The following is a 24,650-nucleotide window of genomic DNA, read 5'->3' on the forward strand; positions in this document are numbered from 1 at the left end:
TCCATAGACGCGTGGATATCGCTCGGCCCGATTTGAAGAAGAAGAAGAGACGCCGTCAGCTCGTCATTGCCCTGGTTGTTTTAATCGCGGCAGGCGGGGTGGCTCTTGTAGTGTCCCGGTTGAAACCTGCGGCTCCCACGGTGGACAGCAGCGAGATCTGGACCGGCGTGGTGAAACGCGGCGACATGATTCGCCAGGTGCGCGGCCTGGGACAGTTGAAGCCCCGGCAGGATCGTATCCGGCTGATTCCGGCGCAGACCGATGCGACGGTGGTGCGCATTCGCGTGCTGCCGGGCACGAAGGTCGGACCGGATACGGTGCTGATGGATCTTTCGGATCCGCAACTGCAGCAGCAGTTGTTGAATGCCCAACTGGCGCTCAAGGCGGCCAAGGTGGATTATCACAATCTGCAGGTGAGCCTCGAAAGCGCGCTGATGGACAAGCGCTCGGCGGCAGCGGCGGTGAGCGCGGACCACAGCCAGGCGGAGCTGCAGGCGCAGACCGATCACCAGCTCTACAAACTGGGCGTGATCAGCGGCCTCTCGTATCACGCCTCAGAGAGCAAGGCACAGCAGCTCACCGTGCAAAATCATCTGCAGCAGGAAGAGATCACCATGAATCAGAAGGCGATTGCGACCCAGTTGCAGGTGCAGCAGACCAAGGTGGAGCAGGCGCAGGCGATGTATTCGCTGCTGCAGAGCGAGCAGGATGCCCTGCACGTGACGGCGGGCATCAGCGGCGTGCTGATCAACCTGCCGCACCAGATTGGCGAGCACGTGGCGGCCGGCGCGACGCTGGCCGAAGTGGTCCAGCCGAATCAGCTCATGGCGGAGTTACAGATTCCTGAAACGCAGGCGCACGACATCGAGCTGGATCAGCCGGCCGAGATCGACACGCACAACGGCATCGTGCCCGGGCATGTGATGCGCATTGACCCCTCGGTGGTGAATGGCACGCGTACGGTCGATGTTGCGCTGGATGGTCCGCTGCCCGCCGGCGCGGTGCCTGACCTGAGTGTGGACGGCACCATTGACCTGCAGCGGCTGCATGATGTGCTGTACGTGGGGCGGCCCGCCTTTGGCAACGAGAACAGCACGATCAGCCTTTTCCGTATTTCGCCGAACGGAAAGACCGCGACGCGCGTACAGGTGAAGGTGGGCGTCGCCTCTGTGACGAAGATCCAGATTCTGGGCGGACTCAGGGAAGGCGACCGGGTCATTCTTTCGGATATGTCTCAGTACGACAACGTCGACAGAGTTCAGCTCAACTAAAGCAGCATTCGAGGAGAGAAGCAGCGATGGAAAACACGCAACCATTGATCGAGATCGAAGGGCTGACCAAGGTCTTCTATACCGACGAAATTGAAACGCATGCCCTGTCGGGCATTCACCTGAGAATTGATCGCGGCGAATATGTCGCGATGTCTGGTCCTTCAGGCTGCGGCAAGTCCACGCTGCTCTCCATCATCGGGCTGCTCGACACGCCGACGGGCGGCAAGTACATGCTGAATGGGCACGAGGTGGAGAATCTTGATTTCTCGCAGCGCTCGCGCATTCGCAACCAGGAGATCGGTTTCATCTTTCAGAGCTTCAACCTGATTGGCGATCTCACTGTGTATGAGAATGTCGAGCTGCCGCTGACTTACCGCTCAGGCATGACGGCGGCGGAACGCAAGCGGCGCGTGCAGGAGTCGCTGGAGCGAGTGGCGATGGCGCATCGCATGCGGCATTATCCTTCGCAGCTCTCGGGCGGCCAGCAGCAGCGCGTGGCCGTGGCGCGTGCGCTGGCGGGGTCGCCCTCCATTCTGCTGGCCGATGAGCCGACCGGAAACCTTGACTCGAAGAACGGCGAGGCCGTGATGGATCTGCTGCGCAATCTGCACCGCGAGGGCGCGACCATCTGCATGGTGACGCACGATCCGCGCTTTGCCGCGCATGCCGAGCGTCAGGTGCATTTGTTTGACGGCAAGGTAGTGAGCGAAGAGGAATTGCAGCGCCAGTTGGCGGCGATTCAGGCCTGAAACCACGGGCGAGAGCGCCGGCTAAATTTCTCAACGGAGGCAACGACACGATGCGGACATGGACTGCGGACATCTCTTTCGCTTTGCGGCAATTGCGCAAGGCCCCAGGCTTTGCGCTGCTGGCAGTGCTGACGCTTGCCTTTGGCATCGGCGCGAACACGGCCATGTTCACGGTGATGGAGAATGTGCTGCTGCGTCCGCTACCGTATGCGGGGGCGAGCCGGCTGGTGGCGATCCAGCCTGGTCCCGGGACTGATTCGCCGCAATCGACTTCGTGGCTGGACTATCGCGACATTCGACATGGGATGAAAAATATTGTCGACGTGGCCGGATATTCGGACGATCTGGCGGTTGTGCAGGGAAAAGATACATCCACAGCGGTGGCCGCTCCCCATGTCACGCCCAGTCTGCTGACCATGCTGGGGACCAGGCCTCTGCTGGGACGAACTTTTACATCGCAGGAAGGGCTGGCCGGAGGACCGCAGGTTGTGCTGCTCTCTGAGGGCATCTGGAAGAAGGTATTTCACGCTGACCCGGACATTGTGGGAAAGGTGATTCACATCAGCAGTGTGCCGCACACTGTGGTGGGCGTGATGCCGGCGAACTTTGGCTTTCCTGAGAATGAAGGCTCGTCCACCAGAACCGCTGTGTGGCTGCCGCTGCAGCCCACGCATGCCATGCTGACGAAGCGCGGGTATAGCTTCTTTCTGATTCTCGCCAAGCTGCATCCGGGCGTAAGCATGGCACAGGCACAGGCGCAGCTCCAGCAGGTCAGCAAGCAGCTTGCGGATGTCGATCATGATCCGGCGCGGGATGGCAGCTTCACGATGGTCTCTTACGCGAAGACGGTGGTGGGCAGCACGCGACCGGTGCTGATGGGTCTGTTTGCTGCCCTGTTACTGGTTTTGCTGATTGCATGCGCCAATGTTGCCAATCTGCTGCTGGCTCGGGCGATTGGCCGTCAGCAGGAGTTTGCAGTGCGAGTTGCGCTGGGTGCGGGCCGGGCGAGGCTGCTGCGGCAGGTGATGACCGAGGGCGCGGTGCTGAGCGGGTTAGGCTGCGTTGCCGGTTTTGCACTGGCAGCCGCGGCGATTGAGAGTGTGCATAAGCTGCCGCCGGACACACTTCCGCGCATGGATGCGATTCATCTGCGGTGGACCGTGGTGCTGGTGATGGCTGCAATTGCGACGTTCACGACGGTGCTCTCATCGCTGCTGCCGGCCGTGATGGTCTCGGGTGCGGACCCGCAGGCGACGCTGCAGTCCGCCTCGCGGGGTGTGGGCACTCGCTCGGTGCGCGGCAAGCTCACGGCATGGCTCGTCATGGCGGAGATTGCGCTTTCGACTCTGCTGCTGGTGGGGACTGGATTGCTGGCGCGCACGATGTGGAATCTGGAGCATGCGTGGCTCGGCTTTCAGACGACGCGGCTCACTACGTTTCAGGTAACACCGCCGGATGCCGTGGGTTTCAGCGGCATGAGCGTGTCATCCGGTACCGGAGTACCGCCAGCTTCCGTCGCAGTGCTCTCCTATGACCCGGTGCTGGCAAGGCTGCGCGAAGCTCCGGGAATTGAGGATGCGGCTTACACCACGATGCTGCCGCTGACCAACTCGCAGATTCGGTCTTCCTTCAGCGTGGTGGAGCATCCGGCCAAAACGCATCATCAGCCTCAGGCGCTCATGACCGCGGTGGGTGGCGACTATGCAAAATTGATGGGCACGCCCATCTTGCGTGGGCGCATGATCAATCCGGATGACACAGCCAGCGCTCCGCCGGTGGCAGTGATCAATGAGGAGATGGCAAAGAAGTACTTTGCAGGCAGAAATCCGATTGGCGAGCATCTGGATCTCGGCGGCAAAGACACGGGCATTCTTGTTCCGCCCGTGATTGTCGGGGTCATTGGCAACGAGCGCACCACGAGCGTGGAGGAACCTGCCCAGCCTATGATTCTGCTGCCGGGCGACCAGATTCCGACGACATCGCTCTTTTATCAGGCGCTGGTGGATTCGTTCCAGAACTTCATCGTGAAGACGCGCGGCAATGTTCCGGTAGCAAGAGAGGTGCGGGATGTCTTTCATCAGCAGGCGCCCGGCTTTGCGCTGGATACCTTTCAGACCATGCAGACGGTCGTGAACCAGACGACATTCAATCAGCGGCTTGGCCTGGATTTGACCGCGTCTTTTGCTGGACTGGCCATTCTGATGGTGATTGCGGGGCTTTACGGCGTGCTATCGCAGTTTGTCGGGTTCCGCAGACGTGAGATAGGGATTCGTCTGGCGCTGGGCGCATCCCGGCAGCAGATTTTGCGCATGATTTTTCGCCAGAGTCTGCTGCTAGCAGGATATGGGCTCGGATGTGGCCTGGCGATTTCATTGCTTGCCGGACGGCTGTTGCGCAGCTTTCTTTATGGAGTGCAGCCCTTTGATCTGCCGACGTACGCCGGTGTGCTGGGACTGCTGTTGCTGGTGAGCGTGGCCGCCGCGGTGTGGCCGGCAAAGCAGGCGGCGTCGGTCGATCCGATGACCACTCTGCGCATGGATTAAGAGGTTCAGAATGATTCAGCTAAAAGATATCGAACGCAGTTACAAAACGGGCACCGGGCAGGAGTGGGTGCTGCGCCGCATCCAGTTGCAGATTGCCGAGGGCGAGTTTGTCACTATCATGGGGCCATCGGGGGCGGGTAAGTCGTCGCTGCTGAATGTGCTGGCAATGCTCGATGACCAATGGGAAGGCGAGTACTGGCTCAAAGGTGAGCCGGTACACAAGCTGGGCCGCAAGCAGAGAGCCGACGTGGCGCGGCGTGAGATCGGCATGGTCTTCCAGAGCTATCACCTGCTGGATGATCTGACGGTGGCGGAGAACATTGATCTTCCACTCTCATATAAAAATATGCCGCGTTCTGAGCGGCAGGCGATGGTGGCCGATACGCTGGACCGCTTCAATATCGTCGGTAAAAAAGATCTCTATCCATCACAGCTCTCAGGTGGGCAGCAGCAACTGGTAGGCATTGCACGCGCGGTGATTCACAAGCCCGCATTGCTGCTGGCCGATGAGCCTACGGGCAATCTGCATTCCGGCCATGCCAGAGAGATTATGGAAATGTTTCGGGAGTTGAATGGACAGGGGACGACGATTGTGCAGGTGACGCACTCTGACGCCAATGCCGCTTACGGTTCGCGCGTGATCGAGCTGCGCGACGGATGGATGGTCAAGGACACGGCGTCTGCGGAGGTATCTGCTTCGTGAAGTTCTTTTCTCCATTTGCCCGGCTTCTGGTTCCAGTCAGTATTTCTGCTTTGTTGTTGCTTCCTGCTGCCACCGTGGCGCAGACAGCTTCTCCCGCTGGGCCCGCAAACTCCACGCACGCGGTTCCCAGCGCTCCGCAACCGGCGCAGCAGCCAGCGGCGAAGGCGACGACTATCGAGCAGCAGATTCATGAGAATGCTGTCGGGCATTATGCGCTGCCGAGAGACAGCTTTCATGTGGAGGAGCCGCACTCGCACAATCCGTTTGCAGCTTATATGCCCAGCACGGTGCCACCGCTTGATTTGAGCAATTCACCGCGGCTCAAGAGCCTTGAGATCAACGGAAAGCTCTATCTTTCGCTGCGCGAAGCGATCGCCCTGGCGATTGAGAATAATCTTGATCTTGCCTATTTTCGCTATAACCTGCCCATTGCGCGCACCGACCTTGCGCGTACCAAGGCGGGCGGGGTCGCCAATGGTGTAAATGTAGGCGTGCGGCAGAATACGCCCGGCGGGAATGGGCAATCCTTTGGTTCGGGCAATAGCGCGGGCAGCGCCGGAAGCAGCGCAGGCAGCGCGGGAGCCTCGGCGGGCGGCGCGGGCGGCATTGTGACCTCGACCCTAGGTGAAGGCAGTGCCGTGCATTCGTATGATCCGCAATTGAGCGCAGTCGGCTTTGTAGATCACACCAAGACGCAGTTGACCAATATTGTGACTACGGGCACGCCAGTCTTTGATCAGAATACGGTGGAGGGCGAGGCGGAATACCGGCAGTATTTTCCGTTGGGGACCAACATTCAGTTTGACTATCAGGGGCTGCGGCAGACGACGAACAGCTTGTATAACGCGACGAATCCTACGCTTGAGTCAGCGTTTCAGTTCTATGTCTATCAGCCGGTGCTGCAGGGCTTTGGCCTGGCGACCAATGATCGCTACATTCACATTGCAAAGAAAAACATGCAGCTCACCAACCTGGGATTTCGCGCACAGGTGATCGCCACGGTTACGCAGGTAGAGGACATCTACTGGGATTTAGCGAATGCGTATGAAGATGAACAGGTGAAGGAAAATGCTCTGCAGTTTGCGCAGAAGACGCTGGATGACGACAGGAAGCAGTTGAAGCTGCAGGCGATTCCTGAGATGCAGGTGCTCAAGGATGAATCCGATGTTGCTGCCCGCGAAGGTGATCTGACTGTGGCGCGCGCTAATTTGCGCCTGAATGAACTGCTGATCAAGAACGCTCTGACCAAAACGATCAGCGATCCAAAGCTGGTCGAAATGCCTGTGGTGCCGCTCACACTGGAGACGCCTTCTGATCCCAACGCAGACCGTCCTATTGATGCGCTCATTAAGGAAGCGGAGAAAAATCGTCCCGATGTGACGATGGATCAGCTAGCCATGGAGATTGCGCAACGCAGCCTGAAGAGTATTCGTAATGAACTTTTGCCGTCACTGAGTCTATATGGCGAATATGCAGGCGTGGGTAATGCGGGTCAGCCAAACCCAAACTGCGCCGGCTGTGAAACCGTACCGCTGCCAAACTCCTACGGAGGGTCTCTGCAGAACGCATTCAACTATTCTTCGCCGGAGTACCAGGCGGGCTTTCAGTTGAACATTACGTTGCGCAATCGCATCGCCAAGGCTGACCAGTTTCGTGCGGTGCTCGAGTACCGGCAGCGCCAGCTTGCCTTTGAGGAGCAAAAGAAGAGCATTCTGTTTGACGTGCGCAACTCGCAGTATGCGCTGCGGCAGGCCGAGGCCCGCGTGACCGCGGCACAACAGGCGCGTGACCTGGCACAAAAGACTTTTGCAATTACAGAGCAGGAACAGAAGCTCGGAGCGAAGTCGAGCTATGACACGCTCGCTGCCCAGGACGCGTTGGCGGTGGCCCAGTCGGCGCTCTACGATGCGCAGGCCGCATATGCCAAGGCTCAGGTGGATATTGATCGCGCGACCGGCGAGACGCTGGACCAGGTGGACATTTCGATTGATGATGCGCGCCTGGGTGTAGTCCACAACATTCAGCCGTAGAATCAAAAGCACCGGTAAGTTCTATGGCTGCGAATGTACAGTTTGAAGCGCCGCGGGGGGGTGAGCAGGATGCACTGCCGCCCTGCGTGCTGATTGCCGATGATCAACCGCACATTCTGGATGCGCTTGAAATCCTGTTGGCGCCGGAAGGCTATCGCATCGAGCGTGCCAGTTCGCCACGCATGGTGCTGGAAGCGCTGCAGTGCGGCAATTATGATGCCCTGCTCATCGATCTGAATTACACGCGCGACACGACCTCGGGCCGCGAAGGGCTGGATCTGCTCTCGCAGATTCAAGCCATGGACAGCCAGGCTCCCGTGATTGTGATGACGGCCTGGGCCAATGTAGATGTAGCCGTCGAAGCTATGCGGCGGGGCGCGCGCGACTTTATTCAGAAGCCGTGGGACAACGTGCGTCTGTTGACTATTCTGCGGACGCAGATTGATCTTTACCACGCGGTACGCAAGGCGCAGCACCTTGAGGCGGAGAATCGTCTGCTGCGCGCCGAGGGCCTGCCGGAGATGATTGCAACCGCGCCGGCCATGCAGCCGGTGCTGGCGACCATTGCGCGCATTGGCCCCTCTGGCGCTAACGTACTCATCACGGGAGAGCATGGAACAGGCAAAGAGGTCGTCGCGCAGACATTGCACCGGCTCTCATCCCGGGCTCCTCGCTCGTTGGTGGCGGTGAATACGGGCGCGCTGCCTGAGGGCACGTTTGAGAGCGAACTCTTCGGGCATGTAAAGGGCGCATTTACCGACGCGCGTACAGATCGCATCGGGCGTTTTGAGCTGGCCGATGGCGGCACACTTTTTCTTGACGAGATTGCGAATGTTCCGCTGCGGCAGCAGGCACGGCTGCTGCGGGTGCTGGAGTCAGGAGAAATGGAGCGCGTGGGTTCGTCAAAGACGCGCCGTGTCGATGTGCGCGTGCTTTCAGCGACCAATGCCAATCTGCAGACGGAGGTCGAAGAAGGCCGCTTTCGGGCTGATTTGCTTTTTCGCCTCAACACCGTCGAAATTCATTTGCCGCCGCTGCGTGAGCGGCGAGAGGATATTCCTTTGTTGGCCGCGCATTTTTTGGCGCGGTATGCGCAGCGCTACCGCAAGCCGGTGTCGGCCATTGCGCCGACTGCATTGCAGGCAATGATGCAGCATGACTGGCCGGGCAATGTGCGCGAGCTGGACCATACGATGGAACGTGCGGTGCTGATGGCTCGCGGCGGTCAGATTGAGGTCTCGGACCTTGGACTGAACAAGGCTCGTGTCTCTTCGTCATCGCTCGAAGAAATGAGTCTGGAATCCGTAGAGAGTATCCTCATCCGCAAGGCGCTGGCGCGTTGTCACGGCAACGTTAGCCAGGCGGCTGAAGCCCTGGGGCTGAGCCGCGGAGCGCTCTATCGGCGGATGGAAAAGTATGGCCTCTAGCTCCAGGGAGGAAATGCGCAAACAACGCGGAGCAGCACGGGACAGGCAAGCGATCCACGTTTCGTTTGCCACGCGTTACCGCATTTTTTGCGTGCTCGTTGCGGCTGCTCTGCTGGGCCTGGTGGGAGCCTTGCTGGCGGAGCAGCATCTTTCCGCGACAGCCATTGTCGCCATTCTCGCGGTGTTCGGGTTTCTACTGATCTTCATTTTTCTGGCCTTCTATGAGTCCTCGGTGCGCCCCCTGCAGACACTCTCCAATGTAGTCTCCGCGCTCCGCGAGGAAGATTACTCATTTCGCGCGCGCGGGGCGCATCGTGATGATGTGCTGGGGGAGCTTGCGCGCGAGATTAATGCGCTGGCCGACATGCTGCAGAGCCAGCGGCTGAAGGCGCTTGAAGCCATCGCATTGCTGCAGCGGGTGATGGCGGAGATGGATGCGCCGGTGCTCGCCTTTGATCATCGGGAGTCATTGCGGCTGCTCAATCCCGCGGCTGAGCGCGCTTTTCGCCTCAGTGCTTCGCGAGACATTGGAAAATCTGCGGGAGAGTTGGGGTTGCTTGGATTGCTCGCGCAGCCGCAGGAAGGCATCTGGCAGCAAGAGTTGAATGACCGCACTGTCCGCTGGATGGTGCGCCGCAGCCGCTTTCGCCAGCGGGGAGCGCCCCATTTGTTATTGCTGCTTTCTGACGTAAGTCTGGCTCTGCGTGAAGAGGAGCAGCAGGCATGGAAGCGACTGATTCGCGTGCTGGGTCACGAGATCAGCAACTCTCTCACGCCCATCAAGTCGATTGCTGGCAGCCTGCGACTGCGTAGTGAGGCCCGGGAAGAGTTTGAGCGCGGTCTAAGTGTAATTGAGAGCCGTGCCGAGTCATTGCATCGCTTTGTGGAATCTTACCGGCAGTTGGCCCAATTGCCATCACCCACTTTGCAGCGTGTCGCATTGGCGCCGTTGCTGCAGCGCGTGGCACAACTGGAGACACGATCGGAGGTGCGGATTGTCTCGCTGGCAGAGATGGATTTGCAGGCCGATCCTGATCAACTGGAGCAGCTTTTCATCAATTTGGTTCGTAATGCCGTGGAAGCGGCCAGCCGTGAAGAGGAGTGTGGAGGAGAGAATGTAACTCCTGAAGTGACAATTGCTTCTTCGCGGCAGGGCGGCCTGGCAGTGGCCGTCATTGCTGACAATGGTCCGGGGCTGGCCAATGAGACGAACCTTTTTGTACCGTTCTATACGACAAAGAAGAGCGGCAGCGGCGTGGGGTTGGCGTTGGCGCGGCAAATTGCAGAGGCGCATGGCGGCTCGCTCGAATTGCGAAACCGCCGCGACGTTCAGGGCTGCGAAGCCGTGGTGCGCCTGCCGCTGCAGGCGGCTTCGCTGTCTTCGTGAATCCGCTTCTCCAGTCAAGTTTGCCTCAGGCTTTGCGAAGGTGCCAAAGCATTTGAGAGACGCAAATCCCCGGGAGAACTATTCATTTCTCAAAGCCTGCATGGGGTCTACGGAGGCGGCACGATAGGCCGGCAGAAGTCCGGCGCAGGAGCCGGCGAGCAGCAGCGCTGCGGTGGAAAGCAAGATGGAGAGCGCGAGGCCATCGCCGAATCCGGCGAAGGCATGGCGCAGAAGCAGCGAGGCTGCGACCGAGCAGGCCGCGCCGCAGAGCAGGCCGACGGCGGTCCAGCGCAAAACCGCGCGGAGCACCAGGAGCAGGACATCGCGGCGTTGCGCCCCGAGCGCCATGCGCACCCCCATCTCACTCGTGCGCTGCGCGGTGATGTAGCTGATCAGGCCGTAGATTCCGATGATGGAGAGCAGCAGCGCCAGCCCGGCGAAGGCTGCGAGCATCCACACGATGAGTTGACGGCCGGCGAGGGTATTCGCGATGAGCGAGTCGAGCGTCTCGCTAGTGGAAATTGCCTGGGCGCCGTCAGCCTGCTGCACGGCTTGCTGCAATTGTGCCTGAAACAGTTTCAAATTCTCATGGGAGCGCGCTATAAATTCCACGCCGCCGTTTTGAGACTGAGCAAAGGGGTAATAACGCATGCCGTCGCTGGTATTTTGCTCAAGCGAGTCGTTGCGAATATTGCCAACTACGCCGATGACGGTTGCCCAATTCTTTCCATCGGGACTGCCGATGCGTTGCCCTATAGGGTTGCTGTGCGGCCACCAGCGGTGCGCCAAGTGCGCGTCGATGACCACCACCGGCGTGGTGCCGTTGCGGTCGTCCGTGCTGAACCAGCGGCCCGCAATCAGAGGAATTCGCATGACCTGCAGGTAGCCGGGCGTGGAGTAGCTGTACTGGCTGTGCATCTGTGCCTGATCGGGCACCTGAGGGCGGCCTTCGATCGAGAAAGTGCTGGCCATCGGGCCTGTTCCAAATGGCACCGGAAAGACAGCGGCTGCTTGCACACCGTGGCGAGCGGAAAGATTTTGAACAACCGAATGAACGAATTGCGCCTGGCGCGCCTGATTGCCTTCGAGATTATGGCCGGCATAGTAGACCGCGCCGACCAGAACATGGTGCGAATCGAAGCCGGGATTCACCTGCTGCAGTTGACGCAGACTGGTGAGAAAGAGTCCGGTGCCGCAGAGCAACAGGAAGGCCATGGCGATTTCGCCAATGACAAAGACGCTGCGCAGGCGTTGCTTTTCGGCGGATGCCGTCGCACTGCGGCCACCCTCGCGCAACTCGAGCGACTGATTGTGCCGCGTCATGCGCCATGCCGGACCCATTCCGGCGACGAGCGCAGTGAGCACTGCGATGGCCGCTGTAAATAGCAGCACGGCGGGCTGCATGCGCACGGAATAGCCGGTAGCCAGGCTGTGTGGAATGCTGCTCAGGATGAAACGCCCGAGCGCAGGCCCCGCCAGGCAGCCCATGAGCGCGGCTGCACCGGCGAGCAGCAACGTCTCCATCAGGATTTGCCGCACCATGCGTGGGGTGCTTGCACCCAATGCCGCGCGAATGGCAAACTCGCGCCCGCGCGCCGAGCTGCGTGCCAGGAAGAGTCCGGCGACATTGGCTGCGGCAATCAGAAGCACCAGCACCACCACGCCGAAGAGTACATAGAGCGGCTTTTGCAATGAGCCGGCGATGTATTGGGTGAAAGCCGTGGCATACATCGACCATCCGGCCTGGCGCGCATAACCGCCATAGGTGCCCAGGCGGAACTCTTCCTGCATCTTCTGCTGTAGCCCCGCATTGAGTTGTGCGAGTGTGATGCCGGGTCGCAGGCGCACCACTGCGGTGCCGTTCTCGTTGAAGCGATTGTGCTCGACGAAGGCCGCAGGCGGCAGTCCCATGGGGACCCACAGCATGCGCTGGCGCGGCCAGTCAAAGTCGCTGCGCATGACACCGATGACGCGATACGGCTTCTGGTCGAGGTCTATGGTCTTGCCGATGGCGTCTGCCGCGCCGCCGAACTGCTGCTGCCAGAGGTTGTAGCTGATGACGGTGACGGGCGCAGCGCCGGGCAGCTCGTCCCCGGCGCTGAAGACGCGGCCGAGAATGGGACTGGCTCCAAAGACTTGAAACCATTGCTGCGTAACGTCGGCCGCGCGCAGCCGCGCCATGTGTCCATTTTGCTCGATGTTGAATCCGTCTTCATCCTCGAGGGCGGCTGCCTCGACCAGGTGATGCATCGAGGCTGCATCCGCATAGTCAGGGATGGAAGCTTCGGATATGTTCAATCCTAGCTTTTTGTAATCCACATGAAGCACGGCGACGCGGCCGGGGTGGTCGATTCCTTCGGGATGCCGCAGGACCGCGTTGACAACGCTGAAGATCGCCGTGTTGGCGCCGATGCCGAGCGTGAGCGTCAGCACAACGGTGATCGTGAATCCCGGCGACTTGCGCATCTGGCGCAGCGCGTAGCGAAGGTCCTGCAGCAGGGTATGCATGGTGCTGTTCTCCTATTCGGTGCGCAATGCCTGAATTGGTTCTACGGCTGCCGCACGCCGTGCGGGGATTAATGCTGCCAATAATCCAACCGTCGCCAGTCCCATGGCGAGTGCGAGCATCAGCCCAACCTGATGAATGAAGCGGATCTGCACAACCGAGCCGATCACTCTTTGCGCTGCAGCGGTGAGCGCGAGGCCGAGAGTGACGCCAATGGCAATGAGGATTGTCACGCGCCGCAGCACCATGGTCAGCACGCTTGCACGCGTTGCCCCGAGTGCCATGCGCACACCGATGTCGCGCGTGCGCAGCTCCACTTCATGGCTGATGAGCCCATAGAGGCCAATGATTGCCAGCAATACCGCAAGTGAGGCGAAGATGCCGAAGAGCCAGCCTTCCAGGCGCTGCATCACCAGGCGGCTCGAGATGGCTTGTTCCATGGTCACGGGTTGGCGAAAGGGAATCGTAGGGTCAAGGCTATGCAGAATGCGGCGTAGATCGGAAATGATGGCTTTGGGACTGCCCGAAGTGCGCACCATGAGGCGTGTGGACATGAGATAGGTGCCCATGTCTTTGGTCTGGAACTCCGTGTAGAGCATATCCATCTCTGGCAGCGGGCCATGGCTGATGAGATCCTGCCGCGCGCTGGCAACGACGCCTACGATGCGGGTCTTGTTGTCGGCCTGATCCGCGTCGTCGAGATGCTGGCCCACAGGGTCGAGCGAAGAAGGGATGTACTTATTTACGAACGCCTGATTCACCACGACAGTGGCCGCTTTGTTGCTGGCCAGATCGACTTGAGGAGAAAGCATGCGTCCACGAATCAGGGGCAGACCCATGGCATGGAAGTAGCCGGGACTTACGAAGCGAATCTCGGCCAGGGAAAATTCATTGGGAGGATAGGGCGGCTGGCCTGAGATGTGAATTTCCTCGTTGGTGCCGCTGCCTTCGAGAATCGGGACCGTGCTGATGAGTCCGGCACCCTCTACGCCGTGAATGTGGCGCACGCGTTCGAGCAAGGGCTGGTAGAAGTCTGTCCAGACATTGCGATTGCCATAACGCGCGGGTGCAAGGTTGATTTGCGCAGTGAGAAGGTGGTGCGGATTAAAGCCGAGGTTTTCATTGCGATAGCCGGCGATGGAACGGAAGAGCACTCCGGCCACGGCCAGCAGGACAAGCGAAAGAGCCATCTGCGTGATGATGAAGCTTGAGCGCAGACGATGCTGTGTGCCACTGGTGCCGGCGCTTCCACCTGTTTTGAGTGCCCGGTTGGGATCAGTGCCGGAGAGACGCAGTGCGGGCGCGAGCGAAGCCAGCAGGCTCGTGAGGCTGGCCAGCACAATGGCCGCGAGCAGCACCTTCCACTCCAGATGGGCATTGGCGCCACGGGCAACGGCTGTGACCAGAAAGCTGCGCATCGCTGCGAGCAGAAGCCACGCGACGAAGATACCGCCGATGGCCCCGAAGCATGCGAGCGCAAGATTCTCAGTGAGCACCTGGCGCACGACGCGCTTGCGAGAGGCCCCGATGGCGGTGCGCAAAGCCATTTCGCGTTCGCGCTTGACGCCGCGCGCCAGCAGCAGTCCCGCCAGATTGACGCAGGCAATCAGCAACACGGCGAGCACCGCTCCGGCGAGAGTCCAGAGGCTGCCGGCATCGCGCCCATAGGTTTCTTTGGCAACGCTGATCATCTCAACCTTGCGCCCGGCATCGCTGTCAGGATAGGCGCGGCCCACATTGGCCATGACGTGATTCATGTCTGCCTGTGCCTGCGCCAGAGAGACTCCGGGTTTGAGCAGACCGATGGTCATGAGCCAGTGGCTGCCGCGCGCGGTCTGCTCGCCCTTGGGGACCACGATCGGCGCATAGATGGCATGCCGGTCACTGAGCAGTGTGAACCCGGCCGGCATGACCCCGATGCAGGTATAGGGCTTGCCGTCGAGATCAATCTTGCTGCCCACCACATTGGGGTCGCCGTTGAAGTTGGCCTTCCACACCTCATAGCTGAGCACGGCGACATTATTTTTGCCGGGCTGGTCTTCATCTGGCCGGTAGGTGCGGCCAAGAATCGGCTGCACGCCGAATACCTGAAAGAAGTTGGCCGTGCTGGCAATGAGGTTGAGCGCAACCGGTCCTGACTTGGTTTGCAAATTGGTGCCGGTGTAGTCGGTGTAGCCGGCCAGGGCGCTGAAGCTTTGGTTTTGCGCGCGCATGTCTTCATAGCCGGGCCAGGAGGGCGGCTGAAAGTAGCCTTCTTTGGCGATGGTAGTCGGCGAATAGATGCGGTCAGGATGCTGATAGGGCAAGGGCTCGAGGATCACCGCATCCACGACACTATAGATCGCAGCGGCGGCGCCAACGCCAAGGGTCAGCGTCAGTATGGCGATGATCGTGAATCCGGGCGACTTGCGCATCTGGCGAAGCGCGTAGCGAAGGTCTTGCAGCAGGGTGTGCATTAAGGTGTGCTCCTGTGTCTATTCGTTTCTCAGGGCCCGCATTGGCTCGACAGACGATGCGCGGCGCGCCGGAATAATGGCTGCAACTACGGTTGCGAAAGCCAGAACTGCAATGGTGCTCGCCAGCACTGCCGGATTCCACGCGCCGACACCGAAGAGGCTGGTGCTCATCATGTGTCCGGCCAGAATCGCTGCGGGAGTCCCGATCAGCAGGCCGATACCTGTTTGCAGGAATGCTCCGCGCAGCACCATCTGCAGCACATTGCTGCGATCTGCGCCGAGGGCCATGCGCACACCAATTTCGCTGGTGCGTTGCGCTACGTTGTAAGCGGTGACGCCATAGAGGCCGATGGCAGCCAGCACGAGCGCGAGCAATCCGAACAACGAGGTCAATTGCGCGATCATGTTTTGCCAACTCAAAGACGAGCGCACCATCTCGCCCAGTGAGGCAAAGCGAATCATGATGAGGTTGGGATTGATTCCGGTCAGAGCCTCGCGCACCTTAGCCTGCAGATCAGGCACGCGGCCGTGTGTTTCGATTTCAATCGCGCGCATGTAGTGGGTTGTGTTCACATAACGCAGATCATTTGCGGCCTGCGTATCCGTAGCCGGGAGCGAAGTCCACTGCGCCGCCGCCTCAAAGAACATGGGCCTCGCCGCGTGATCCGCGTATTGGTACTTTGCATCCTGCACGACGCCTACGATCTCAAAGGTGTTGTTGTCGTTTGGATCCCAATCGCCAAAGTGCATGCCGATGGCGGCCCTGCCATGCAGAATCTCGCGCACAAAGGCCTGGTTCACAATCGCCACTGGCCTGCTGGATCTGTCATCAGCCTTTGTGAAGCTCCGTCCGGCGATGATTCGGCTGCCGATGGCTGCAAAGTAGTCCGGGCTTACACGATCAAAGCCCGCCAGGTTCGCATTCGATTCTGGAGGGGGCGCGGGCAGGCCTTCGATGTACACAGACGTGTTGGTATTTTCGCCATCGAGCGGGCTGCTCAATGAATAGGAAACGCGCGCCACACCGGGAATCGCCGCGATTGTGTCGTGCAACTGCTGGTAAAACGCATCCAGTTGACTGGGCTGGTAGCCGGCCGTCTGCGGATCGATGTGGACCACATAACGATGGGTGGTGACGAAGCCAAAGTTCTGGTGCTGCAACTTGTTCAGGCTCAGGACGAGCAGCCCCGCCGAGCACAGCAGCACTACGGAGACAGATGCCTGCGTGATGACAAGCGCCTTCTGCAGAAAGAGGCTACGCCGGCCGGTCGAGCGATTGGCTCCGCGCAGGGCTTCAATCGGATCGGCATGCGCCGCTAACCATGCGGGCGCTACTCCGAAGAGGATTCCGGTAAGGAGCGAGACTGCAAATGCAAAGCCAAGCACAGGCAGCGAGGGACTGACGTGCAGGTTCTCCAGCGAATCGTGATGAAAGGCCAGGCGAACTATCAGATGGGCGCCACCCCAGGCGACCAGTAATCCGGCAAAGCCGCCGATGACAGCCAGCGCCAGGCTCTCAATGAGCGCACGCTGCACAAGCCGCCGCCGCGGGGCACCCAGGGCCATGCGCACGGAGACCTGCTGGCGATGCGAGGTGGAGCGCGCCAGCATCAGGTTGGCAAGATTGGCGCAGGCGATCAGCAGGACGAAGCTTGAGATCCACATCAGCAGATGCAGGTCTGCCTTGTACTGGTCTTGCATGCGTTGCACGCCGCCGCCGCCAGGCGTGACGCGCAGGTACTGGCGGGGAATCAGTGCTGCTGCCGGTCCGGTGATGCCACTGATGGGACTCTTCAAAAACTGCCGCAGTTCGACGATCATCCGCGCCTGCACCGCGCCGGCTGTAGCTCCGGGAGCGAGACGGCCAAACAGATTCAGCCATTGCTCTTCCGGATGATGCATCAGGTCCTGCTGCGGCTGGAGCTCTGTGATCATATGCAGCGGAAACCACAGCGAAGGCGGAGTGGGGCGCAACTCTTCCCCATAAAAGCCCGGCGGAGCAATGCCCACGATCGTTACCGGCACATTGTTCACCAGAAAGTTCGCGCCGATGACTGAAAGATCGCCGCCATATCTCTGCTGCCACGCCTGATAGCTCATCACCGCGACTGGCGCGGCACCATCATGATCATCCGATGGCTGCAGCAGGCGGCCGGCATAGGCCCTCAGTCCGAGAGTGGAAAATGCGTTTCCTGAGACCATTTCGCCAAACATGGGTTGAGCCGCATGCTGGCTGCCCGCACGCCGCACGGCCATTTGCGGCTGGCTCGCCTGAAAAGCAGCCAGACTGGCAAAGCCCGGGGTATGATCGCGGAATTCGCGGTATTGCTCATAGGAGAAGATGGACCAGTCATTGGATGTAGAGTCGAAGCTGGGCAAGCCGCTGTCTACGCAGCAGGCGTTGGTGTTGCCCACCCGCCATAGCCCGGCAGGATCTTTGACGGGCAGCGACTTCAGCAGTACCGCGTTGACCAGAGTGAATATCGCCGTTGTGGCCCCAATGCCGAGCGCCAGCGTCAGCACGGTGGTCAGGGTGAATCCGGGCGACTTGCGCATCTGGCGCAGTGCGTAGCGAAGGTCTTGCAGCAGGGTGTGCATGGCGGCTCTCCACGTATGCTTACGCAATTCGTGGGCCATTGTTCCGAGTGCGCTGCTGTTGATACAGCAGGGGTTATGCAAGATGGGATTGCGCCGATTGTCCGAATTTGCGCCGCATGTGTCCGGTTATGGACACGATTCGGGGATGAATCAGCGTTGGACTCAGTACGTAGTTGAGTCTGAGATGCGTCCCAAGGTATAGACAGCCGGGAAAGTCTTCTATTTGCTTGTCTGTTTGCGTTGGCTTCGCTGCTGGCTCACTGCCCAGGGTGGGCCAGCAGCGATTGAAACTCCAGATAGACGGCGTTGGTCCACCCGAAGCCCACTACGTTTTGGGTGTAGCCGGCAGTGACGCGAAAGTCGTTGCTGCGGTTGACGACATCGTACTTCTCATAGATGGCATGGTCGTGCTGGTAGGTCGTGCGCACGGTGCGATTGAACTCGGAGGCGATGCGGCGGGCATCGTGCTGGTCGTCAGCGCGCAGCAGACCTTGCACGGCCATCCATTCGGTGGGCGCCCATCCGTAGGGTAAATCCCACTGCACGCCTGAGTCGTGATTGCTGATGGCCAGGCCGCCGGGATGCTCGAAGAGAGGTAGTGACGCGATGACGCCCTGCTGCTGCGCTTTGTCTGCCGCGCCTGCCCATAGCGGATAGAACGTCGTGATGAAGGCGTAGCTCGATTGCCGGTGTGTCTCGAAGTTGTAATCGAAATACATCTTCTTCTGCGCGTTCCAGAGGTAGTGATTCATCTCTGCGCGGCGCGTCTCTGCTTCGGAATTCCACTTCGCGGCTTCGCCCGGCTTGCCCAGTTGTGCGGCCATCCAGGCCAGGTCGCGCTCATATTTGTAGAGCAGGGCGTTCAGTCCGACGGGGGCGAAGTGCTGGGTCGATCCACTGAAGGGGCCAAAGCGAAAGGTTGTGTCAAAGCCGGACTCCCGCATGGCGCGGTCGCCCTTGTAAAAGCTGCGCGTCAGCCAGTAGCCGTGCACATGCGCGCGCGCGCAGACTTTTGAGAGTGTGGGATCACAGCTTAATTGCGCCAGCCGCTCGCGTGCGGCCGCGTCGAGATGCGGGGAACCATGCATCAGATAGCCTGTGTGCAGGCCGGGGTGCGCGAGCAGCCAGCGAATCACGTCCTGGTAATAGGTGCTGTCATCGGCCATCTCCGGCACCGGCCCCTGACCGGTATCAAAGTAGCGGGCCAGGCCCGTGTTGCCTGCCTGATGAATGGGGCTCATCCACAACGCATGATCGCGCACCGCGTAGGGGTATGCCTCGACCAGCCATGCGTGCGCTGCTTGAGTATGGCCCTCGGCGACTTCTGCGGCGTAGATGGCGCGAATCATCGAGGAGAGAAACGGCGGTTGCGAGCGGGTGAAGTAGTAGGTCCGGTTAGCGTTGAGAATGCCGCCGTAGTGGGCAATTTCAAAGAAGAAGTTTTCGACGATACCGCGCGCCAGCGCAATGTGGTGATCGTCGAGCAGTCCTTTGAGGATGAAGAAGCTGTCCCATCCATACATTTCATTGAAGCGGCCGCCAGGCACTACGTAGGGATGCGGCAGATAGAGCAGGCCGGGAGTGGCGATCTGTGATTCCCTGATCTGATCAAAGTGCGTGATGACGATGGGCAGCCGCAGCACGCGCACGTGACACTGCTTTTGCATGGCGGCGACATTGGCCGGCACGGCGAGGTCGCGCGGCAGGTAGAGGACGGGAGTGCTTTTCAGCTTTGGGTCTGCGACCGACTTGCAATCGCTCATGGAGCGGGTGAGCGTGCTCCAGGCCGTGTGAATATAGGCGTCGATGGGCTGAGGCCCGGCAACGGCATGCGGACTTAGGGAAGACCGCGCACCCGCGTGCGCGACCGGACCGAGCAGGCACAGGAGCAGAGCAAGAGATCGGAATGGATGTCTCAAGCAGCGAGTCAGCTTGAGCGTCGAACCTTTCATGTCGTTCCCCCCTTATGGGGCCTTTGATTGCGGAGTTGTGTGCCGCCCGCAACCAGTCTAAGAAATTGCAACCGCGAAGGGCCAGCCGGCGCATTCGCCTGCTTCGCGAAAAAAGAAGCGAGCCCGCAGGCTCGCTGTCTTGAGATGCACGCCGGAGTGGGATCTAGTGATGCACGCTGTAGCGATATCCGACCTGAAAGTACATAAGCGTGAGCGGAGCGCCATGCTGATTGTGGGTCATCAGAGCGCCGGGGAAGAAGTGTCCCTGCCCGGCCTGCAGCAGAAAGTGCTTCTTGAAAAGGTACCGGCCTGAGGCGTCGAACTCGGTTCCGATATCGTCACTGGCAAAACCCATCATGGGCGGCTTTACGGATGCGCTGCCGCTTCCGGAGTATACGTCGTCCATGACCGAGGCGACATGCAGGGACTCGGCCTGCAACAGAACAAACGCAGAACGCATGGGTAGCAGCGAAAGACTTGCGCGGCGTTCCTTGATGTTGCGGAACCCGAAGAGATCAGTCAGTCCAAAGGCGTTGTGGTTGCTGGGGTACTGTTGGTCGTAGGTGCTGATGCGGTCGGGGTTGCGATGCGAGTTGCCGGTCGCGTATTTGTATTCGAGCACCAGATGCGGCGCCCAGGAAGAGCGTGCCAGGGTGTACCCGCCGCGGATAATGGCCGCGCCGGCGTGAATGGAATCGTTGGAGTAGCTGCCGCGCTGGAAGTCGCCGGTTCCCGAAGCGTCGAAATGATAAGGCAGCTTTGAAGAGAAGTAGATGCCCGGCGTCACCTCGTTTTCCGCCCCTTTGATTTTCTGCTGGCTGGTGACCAGCGGCTCTCGCCGAATCAGCACAAAGGGCTGCAGCGATGTTCCGCGCACGAGCGTGTTGATGTTGCCTTCGACGCCGTGAAAGGTCAGTCCCGCGCCGTGTGTGTCCAGACTGGTGGGATGAACCGTCACCACCGAAGTGGTGAAGAGATCGATGCGATTCTTCTTGCCAATGCGAAGATCGGCACCATCCCAGGAGCGGCTGTTGTTGGTCCAGTTGCTGATGCCCACGACTCGCTGATCGCCAAAGATGAGCAATTGGCGGCCCACGATCAGTTGCGCCGCCCTGTAGTGGAAGTTGGCATAGCCCTGACGAAAGTCAAAGGTATCGCGCATGTTGGCGGCAACTTCATGCAGGGGCAGGCCCAGAGCATGCGTGTCGTGAAACTGCACGTAGCCGGTGAACCATGAGGCAGGACGCATCGTCACCGAGCCGCGCACGCGGGTCAGCTCATAAACGCGGCCATTGCCCGAGATGTAGTTATACGCGGTCTGGTCTTCGGTGCGGCCGCGCAGTTCCATCTGCAGCGTCATCCACGGGGGCAACATATCCCACTTGAGAGGTTGAAAGGGCGCGGATTTCGGGGGAATAGCGCGTGGGGAATGGCTGTGAAGCGGCTGTCCGTTCAGGGCGGGAACGGTGACCATGCCCACGATGGCTGTCATACAGCACAACTGCTTGATATTACGAATCATTGTCGATCTGCACTCCACGAAAAGAAAGCTGCTCAGCATTTATCGTTCGCTGAAGGCGTGGAGTTGAATCGGAAGTGAAAGGGGCCCGGATGGCTCATGCTACGGGGGGATGGAGCCGAAAATATCAGGTACGGAAGCTATGGGGCTCCGGATGGCTGGCTCGATGCGGATTCCGGACCTGGTCTCGGATAGAGATTGCCAGCTCCGGCAGGGAGCGTGAGCTCGCTTCTATGCAGGTCTCACACTCTCCGCGATCAACAGCCGTGTATGGATGAGACCAGCACCGGCATCGAGGGCTTCCGCGGAGTTCTCTGGATTTTGGCCAAAGACGGAAAAAGCGAACCTTTCGGTTCGCTGGAGCTTCAGAAGCTGTTCCGTTGGTGCCGAAGAGAGGACTCGAACCTCCACACCCTTGCGAGTACATGGACCTGAACCATGCGCGTCTGCCAATTCCGCCACTTCGGCTTTTGTGGATCATCCGTTCGGCCAGAGCGGCCGAACAGGCAGTAAACCTAGTGTTACAAAGGTCTGCATGGCTGTCAAACCCAAGTCCATCCGGCTGCATCCCATTATCTTTGCAGTATCCATCTTCTGCCTGGAATTCGTCTTCTCATGCGCGAAAATACGCCATCTTCCACGTCGCTCAGCGCCATTCCGTCTGAGCATGCTCAGCAAATCCGCCACCTTGCCCATGACTTGAGCAACGCGCTCGAGGTGATTCTGCAAACCAGCTACCTGCTCGGTACGCAGCCGCTCGATGAGAACGGCCGACAGTGGCACGAGATGCTCGACAAAGGCGTGCAGCAGGCTGCCGGCATCAATCAGCAGTTGAGAGAGTATCTTCGCCGCCACTGCTAGAACCGGTCTCATATAGGTAGATTTTTAGATCCAATAGGGAGCATGAGCCCCGCTTCGGCGGCGGGGCTCACACCGTCCACAATCGGCAGCCACGTCTTTATGAGACCAGTTGCAGGCTGTTGCGCCGCATACTCCCGGCCATTCCGTCATCCCTCTGCCAGGTGCCCACTCGCTGTGATACCGTTGCTGCCAGGAACCGCAATCATAAGCGGACAAATTGCAGCACGACAAAACACAGCAGTACACCATTTTGATTTGGGAGTGACCGATGAAACATCGAGTGCTTGGCGCCATTTGCGCGCTGGCCATCCTGTGTCTTGCGTCTGCGCGTCTGCAGGCCCTGCCATCTTCTCCGCATTCATCCGCAACACCACATGCCACTAGCGCCACCGGTGCCCCGTGGTGGAAGAACGCTGTCATCTACGAGGTCTACCCGCGCAGCTTTCAGGACTCGAACGGCGACGGCGTCGGCGACCTGAACGGCATCACCCAGCGACTGGGATATCTGCAGTCGCTGGGCGTGAATGCCATCTGGCTGACGCCCATCTATGATTCGCCGCAGGTTGACTTCGGCTATGACATTTCGAACTACTACCATATCGATCCGCGCTACGGCACCATGGCCGACTTTGACCGCCTAGTGCGCGAAGCCAAAAAGCACCATATCGGCGTCATCATGGATCTGGTTCTGAACCATACTTCAGACAAGCATCCGTGGTTCCTCGAGTCGGAGAGTTCGCGGACGAACCCCAAGCGCGACTGGTACATCTGGCGGAACGGCCGCAAGGGACCGAATGGAAAGCTGTTGCCACCTAACAATTGGCAGTCCGATTTTGGCGGCTCGGCCTGGCAGTACGACCCGAAAACCAAGCAGTTCTACTACCACAAGTTTTATATTCAGCAGCCTGACCTGAACTGGAACAATCCGCAGGTGCGCAAGGCGATGTATGACGTGGCGCGCTTCTGGATTCGTCACGGTGTCGCAGGCTTTCGTCTGGATGCCATCACGACGCTCTTTGAGGATCCCAAGCTGCGTAATGAAAAGCCCATCCTGGGGCCGAATGGCAAGCCGCAAATCGACGCCTTCGGGGAAGTGGAGCTGGACGACTCGCTTACCAACAACCTGCCGCAGGTGCATGACGTGCTGCGCCAGTTGCGCCAGGTGGCCGATAGCTATCACCGCAATGTCCTGCTGATTGGGGAAACCTATCTCAGCTCGATCAAAGATTTGCGCGCCATGTATGGGGCAAACAATGACGAACTGCAACTCCCCATGGACATGCAGGTAGGCTTCATCAACAAGCTGGACGTGAAGGAGTTCCGCGCCCGAATCAATGAAGCGGAGACGAAGCTCGACGGCGATGAGCCGCTCTTTGTCTTTGACAATCATGACAACGTACGCTGGGAGCGCTATGCCACGGCGGCGGGTGTCACCGATCCGGTGCAGCGCGAGAATATAGCCCGGCTGCTCGCGGCAATTCTCTTTGCTTCCCGAGATTCCGCGCTGATGTATTACGGCGACGAAATCGGCATGGTGACCACCCCGCCGAAGACCCGGGCCGAGGTACGCGACCCGGTTGGGCTTCGTGGCTGGCCCAAGAACAAGGGCCGCGACGGCGAACGCACCCCTATGCAGTGGAACAGCGGCCCTAATGCAGGCTTCTCACCAGCAGGCGTGAAGACCTGGCTGCCGATTCCGCCGAGCTATAAGACGGTTAATGTCGCGGTGGAGTCGCGGCAACCAGATTCTCTGCTGGCCTGGTATAAGCAGCTCATCGCGCTCAAGCACGCCAATCCTGCCTTGCGCGATGGGCAGGAGATCATGCTGAACACCAGCAACGATAGCGTGCTCTCCTGGCTGCGCAAGACGTCGCAGGGGCAGGCCGTGGTGGTGGCGTGCAACTTCACGGCTCAGCCGCAGACCATTCGATTTGACCTCAAGCCGCAAGGTGTTTCCGGAGCGGGACTTCGCACGCTCATGGCGACCCCTCACGACGCCGAGGTTCAGTCGCTGGACGCGGTGCATCTTGGTCCGTTTGGGGTATACATCGGGCAGGTGGAGTAAAGGACACGGGTAAAAGGAAAAGCCCCGGAGCGCATCTGCACTCCGGGGCTTTCTCTCTTGCAGAATACTGCAGCTACTAGACCAGCTTGGCGTCGAGAGTGATCTCAGTATTCCCCTGGAAGAGCCGCGAGATGGGACAGCCATTCTTGGCATTCTGTGCGGCTGTCTCAAAGGCAGCCTGGTTGGCGCCGGGTACCTTGGCACGCGTGGTCAGACGGATTGCCGTAATCGTGAAGCCCTGCTCGGTCTTCTCAAACTTCACGGCAGCCGTCGTTTCCAGTGACTCTGGCGTCAGGTTGGCGTTGCCGAGCTGTGCGCTCAGCGCCATGGTGAAACAGCCGGCGTGGGCGGCCGCAATCAATTCTTCCGGGTTAGTGCCGGTTCCATGTTCAAAACGGGTTGAAAATGAATACTGCGTGTCTCCCAGCACTCCGCTTTGCGTCGTGATGGCTCCCTTGCCTTCCTTCAGGCTGCCATGCCAAACTGCGCTCGCTGTGCGCTCCATAGTGACTCCTTTTTCAAGTTTTGGGTGGGGATGAGCTTTCCAAGGCTTCCTGCCCGGCAATAGCCTCATCATAACTGT

The 24,650-nt window shown here is 59.7% G+C and carries 15 protein-coding genes and 1 tRNA gene; 9 read left to right on the top strand and 7 right to left on the bottom strand.

The window, feature by feature from the left end; translation table 11 throughout:
- The first annotated feature begins 11 nt into the window (after positions 1–11).
- From ACP_RS11875 to ACP_RS11905, 7 genes are read left to right on the top strand one after another with little or no spacing between them, the layout of a single operon-like run.
- On the top strand, positions 12–1,271 hold the full coding sequence (locus tag ACP_RS11875) for an efflux RND transporter periplasmic adaptor subunit (RefSeq protein WP_015897577.1): 1,260 nt from the start codon (positions 12–14) through the stop codon (positions 1,269–1,271).
- A gap of 26 nt (positions 1,272–1,297) precedes the next feature.
- Positions 1,298–2,020, top strand: a complete 723-nt coding sequence (locus ACP_RS11880) for an ABC transporter ATP-binding protein (protein WP_015897578.1) — start codon at positions 1,298–1,300, stop codon at positions 2,018–2,020.
- Positions 2,021–2,070: 50 nt separating this feature from the next.
- Positions 2,071–4,563 carry an ABC transporter permease gene (locus tag ACP_RS11885; protein ID WP_015897579.1) on the top strand — a complete coding sequence of 831 codons (2,493 nt, stop codon included), beginning with the start codon at positions 2,071–2,073 and terminating at the stop codon, positions 4,561–4,563.
- A 10-nt stretch (positions 4,564–4,573) separates the two neighbouring features.
- Entirely contained in the window at positions 4,574–5,266 is a 693-nt protein-coding gene (locus ACP_RS11890; protein ID WP_015897580.1) for an ABC transporter ATP-binding protein, read from the top strand.
- Complete coding sequence (locus ACP_RS11895; RefSeq protein WP_015897581.1) at positions 5,263–7,296, top strand: TolC family protein; 2,034 nt, start codon at positions 5,263–5,265, stop codon at positions 7,294–7,296. The genes ACP_RS11890 and ACP_RS11895 overlap by 4 nt, the downstream gene beginning before the upstream one ends.
- Positions 7,297–7,319: 23 nt before the next feature.
- Entirely contained in the window at positions 7,320–8,723 is a 1,404-nt protein-coding gene (locus tag ACP_RS11900) for a sigma-54-dependent transcriptional regulator (protein WP_052294797.1), read from the top strand.
- Between the two features lie 13 nt (positions 8,724–8,736).
- Positions 8,737–10,110, top strand: a complete 1,374-nt coding sequence (locus tag ACP_RS11905) for a sensor histidine kinase (RefSeq protein ID WP_015897583.1) — start codon at positions 8,737–8,739, stop codon at positions 10,108–10,110.
- A gap of 78 nt (positions 10,111–10,188) precedes the next feature.
- Here ACP_RS11905 and ACP_RS11910 read toward each other — a convergent pair whose 3' ends face one another.
- The 6 genes from ACP_RS11910 to ACP_RS11935 form a co-directional block, all read right to left on the bottom strand.
- On the bottom strand, positions 10,189–12,618 hold the full coding sequence (locus tag ACP_RS11910) for an ABC transporter permease (RefSeq protein WP_015897584.1): 2,430 nt from the start codon (positions 12,616–12,618) through the stop codon (positions 10,189–10,191).
- A gap of 12 nt (positions 12,619–12,630) precedes the next feature.
- Positions 12,631–15,072, bottom strand: a complete 2,442-nt coding sequence (locus ACP_RS11915; RefSeq protein ID WP_015897585.1) for an ABC transporter permease — start codon at positions 15,070–15,072, stop codon at positions 12,631–12,633.
- A gap of 18 nt (positions 15,073–15,090) precedes the next feature.
- Positions 15,091–17,670: an ABC transporter permease gene (locus tag ACP_RS11920; RefSeq protein ID WP_015897586.1), complete on the bottom strand. Its 2,580-nt coding sequence runs from the start codon at positions 17,668–17,670 to the stop codon at positions 15,091–15,093.
- Positions 17,671–17,927: 257 nt separating this feature from the next.
- Positions 17,928–19,622: a trehalase family glycosidase gene (locus ACP_RS11925; protein ID WP_015897587.1), complete on the bottom strand. Its 1,695-nt coding sequence runs from the start codon at positions 19,620–19,622 to the stop codon at positions 17,928–17,930.
- Between the two features lie 163 nt (positions 19,623–19,785).
- Positions 19,786–21,144 carry an alginate export family protein gene (locus tag ACP_RS11930; protein WP_169305972.1) on the bottom strand — a complete coding sequence of 453 codons (1,359 nt, stop codon included), beginning with the start codon at positions 21,142–21,144 and terminating at the stop codon, positions 19,786–19,788.
- Positions 21,145–21,522: 378 nt separating this feature from the next.
- Positions 21,523–21,609, bottom strand: a tRNA-Leu gene (locus tag ACP_RS11935).
- 147 nt (positions 21,610–21,756) lie between these two features.
- Between ACP_RS11935 and ACP_RS11940 the strand changes: the two genes are divergently transcribed.
- Positions 21,757–22,002, top strand: a complete 246-nt coding sequence (locus ACP_RS11940; protein WP_015897589.1) for a hypothetical protein — start codon at positions 21,757–21,759, stop codon at positions 22,000–22,002.
- A gap of 268 nt (positions 22,003–22,270) precedes the next feature.
- Positions 22,271–24,067: a glycoside hydrolase family 13 protein gene (locus ACP_RS11945; RefSeq protein ID WP_015897590.1), complete on the top strand. Its 1,797-nt coding sequence runs from the start codon at positions 22,271–22,273 to the stop codon at positions 24,065–24,067.
- A 76-nt stretch (positions 24,068–24,143) separates the two neighbouring features.
- Here ACP_RS11945 and ACP_RS11950 read toward each other — a convergent pair whose 3' ends face one another.
- The gene (locus ACP_RS11950) at positions 24,144–24,572 is read right to left on the bottom strand and encodes an OsmC family protein (protein ID WP_015897591.1); all 429 of its coding nucleotides are present in this window, start codon (positions 24,570–24,572) and stop codon (positions 24,144–24,146) included.
- Positions 24,573–24,650: the final 78 nt, after the last annotated feature.

The sequence above is a fragment of the Acidobacterium capsulatum ATCC 51196 genome (assembly GCF_000022565.1).
GTDB lineage: Bacteria > Acidobacteriota > Terriglobia > Terriglobales > Acidobacteriaceae > Acidobacterium > Acidobacterium capsulatum.